The organism is Actinokineospora sp. (assembly GCF_050699995.1).
Lineage (GTDB): Bacteria > Actinomycetota > Actinomycetes > Mycobacteriales > Pseudonocardiaceae > Actinokineospora.
Map to the genome: position 1 here is coordinate 1 of NZ_JBOHGC010000578.1, position 2,448 is coordinate 2,448.

The 2,448-nt window shown below is 68.5% G+C and carries 2 protein-coding genes and 1 pseudogene; 1 reads left to right on the forward strand and 2 read right to left on the reverse strand.

What is annotated here, in order from left to right:
* Positions 1 to 192: pseudogene (locus ACRDSQ_RS28080) on the forward strand (hypothetical protein); the annotation flags it as partial.
* A gap of 134 nt (positions 193 to 326) precedes the next feature.
* Here ACRDSQ_RS28080 and ACRDSQ_RS28085 read toward each other — a convergent pair.
* Together ACRDSQ_RS28085 and ACRDSQ_RS28090 are read right to left on the reverse strand one after the other, a co-directional pair.
* Entirely contained in the window at positions 327 to 2,153 is a 1,827-nt protein-coding gene (locus tag ACRDSQ_RS28085) for a tyrosine-type recombinase/integrase (protein ID WP_431425171.1), read from the reverse strand.
* Positions 2,153 to 2,448 (reverse strand): tyrosine-type recombinase/integrase (locus tag ACRDSQ_RS28090; RefSeq protein WP_431425173.1); only part of this gene is annotated, 296 nt, incomplete at its 5' end. The genes ACRDSQ_RS28085 and ACRDSQ_RS28090, both read right to left, overlap by 1 nt.

Here is a 2,448-nt window from a genome sequence, read left to right on the forward strand (position 1 = left end):
GGGTCGCCCGCCGTGGACGAGCCGGAGGGGCAGCGACCGCACATGCCCGACTACGGGGTCGACACCCCGTCGTGGGAGCCGCTGCCGTGGTCGTGGGCGGCCGAGCGACTCATGGCCAACCGCAACTTCTGGATCGTCACCGTCTCGGCCGACGGCCGACTGAGCTTGACCCGGTTCGGCGGACAGGGTTGATGTGGTGATCATGCCGCTTTGGGGGTGGCCTCCTGGCGGATGGTGGCTTCGTAGTCGGCGGGGCTGAGGTAGCCGAGACTGCTATGGAGCCGTTTCAGATTGAACTTATGCGGGTGATCGTGTCAAGAACTTCGTCATGACGCCTCGCCCTCGAGGCGGTCGAGGAGGCTGTCGAAGACCTTCTGGCGGCCGACCTGGCCCTTGCGCTCGGCGTCGTCACGCTGGGCTCGCAGGGTTGGTCGGAACTCGATGGTGGTGACGAAGAACGTGCAGCTCTCGCAGATGGACTCGAAGTGGCAGTCCATCTCGACGGGACGGGCGCAGTAGCCGTTTCCGAGCATGCGGCGGTGCATCTCGCCGCGGAGCTTGCGCATCTCAGCGCCTTCGTCGTCGCTGGGAAGCTGGCGGGGCTGGTCGTAGAGGGCCTCGACTTTCTCGGTGACAGCGAAGTACTCCTCGGCAACCGTCCTGTCGGCGATGCGGGCGTAGATCATGGTCATCGCCAGCGTCTTGTGGCCGAGCAGCGCGGCGATGGCATCGAGGCTCATGCCGCGGTTGATGGCCTGGGTGGCCAGCGTGTGTCGCAGCTGGTGGGCGGTGACGTGACCGATCCCGGCCTCGTGGCTGAGGCGGCTCAGCGCGGTGGTGACCCGCAGCGCGGTGACGGGCCGGTTGCGTTCGAGCAGGAGCCGGTCCGAGCGCAGCCCAGCGGGCCGGTGGTTGGCGATCCAGTCGTCGAGCATCTCCTTGAGCTGGGGGTGCAGCGGGATGTAGCGGTCGTTGTGGAGCTTGCCGACGGGGATGCGCAACCAGAACGCGGAGCCGATCTGCACGACGGCGTCGACGGTGAGCCCGAGCAGTTCGCTCTTGCGGATGCCGGTGCGGGCCAGCAGCTCGACGATCAGTCGCGACAGCGGGTCAGCGTCGGCACGCGAGGCCCGCATGAGCTTGGTGGCGGCGGCGTCATCAAGGAAGCGCGGGAGCGGCTTGTCGACGATGGGCAGGTCGCCGCTGAAGATCAGCGGCCGTTGCGGCGGGTTCGGGTAGCCCCACTCGGTGATCCGGTCGAAGAAGCAGTGCAGGTTGATCAGCCGGTTCTTGACGCTGATCCGGCTCAACGGTTTGCCGGTGTAGCGCCCGTGCTTGGCCGAGACCCACGTCTTGTAGTCCTCGATGTGTCGGCGCTCAAGCTCGGCGCAGCTGGCCACGTCGGGATGGGCGTCGGCGAGCCAGGTGCCGAACTCGCGCAGATCGGACTCGATGTGCTTCACCGTCGCGGGACGCAGGCTGAGATCGACCTGGGCGACGTAGCGGCGAGCCACGTTCGCGAACCCGGGGGCGACGACCATCCAGCCCGTCACCGACACGGGCGGCCTCGACATCGGCCGCCGGTGGGTGTCGAGCCGACCGGCGTGGAACAAGGTGAGTTGGAGCCGATGGAAGATCGACGCGATGTTCCTGCCCGCCGAAGGGGTGCCGCGGCGCTCGAACGCGTCGAGGAACTGGACGCGGGCCAGCTCGAAGTCAGCGCCTGTGACCGCCTCGGCGGCGGTGCCGGTCACGGCGGTGACCTTGGCCAGGGTGGACCACTGCAGCGCGATGTCGTCCGGGCTCACACCCAGGGGCGCGCACACCTCGACGAACCACGCGTGGCCGGTCGGGTTCCATCGACGGGCGGCAATCCCGAGCCGCAGATCGGCCTGAGTGATCACCGTGGCCGTGGCCTGCATCCGCTGGGTGGTGAGGAGCCAGGCAACGAACCGAGGCGCCCGCCGCGTCGTCTCGGACTGCTCGTCGAAGGTCATCGAGTCCCAGCCGCCAGCCCGATCGATACGTCCACAGCAGGTCCGAGCCGCCTGGATCGTTGAGGCCCACGGCTTCATGCCGGCGGTGTGGTGCGCCTCGATGAAGCTGATGACATGGTCCTCGCCAACCGGGCTGAGCCTGAGCGCGGCCGGCATCAGTCGACCACCAGCGCTTGCGCGTCGATCGCCTCTGACGCTCGTCGGTACTCGGCGGCGAGCCAGTCGTTGGCGAGGTGCAGGTAGATGCGGGTCGACTCGATCGAGCGGTGCCCGGCCTGCGCCTGGATCGCCTCCAAGGCCATGCCCGCCTCGCGGAGCCGGGTGAAGCACGTGTGGCGGAGCTGGTGGCAGGTCAGGCGTTCCAAGCCCGCTCGCGCGCGCGCTCCCGAGATGATCTCGTCGATCCCCGCGGCGCTGAGCGGCTGCCCGCGACGCGGGCCCTTCAGCACGA

Excerpts from the sequence above, each read along its gene's own strand:
- ACRDSQ_RS28085 (WP_431425171.1), bottom strand. The coding sequence starts at position 2,153 with ATGCCGGCCGCGCTCAGGCTCAGCCCGGTTGGCGAGGACCATGTCATC.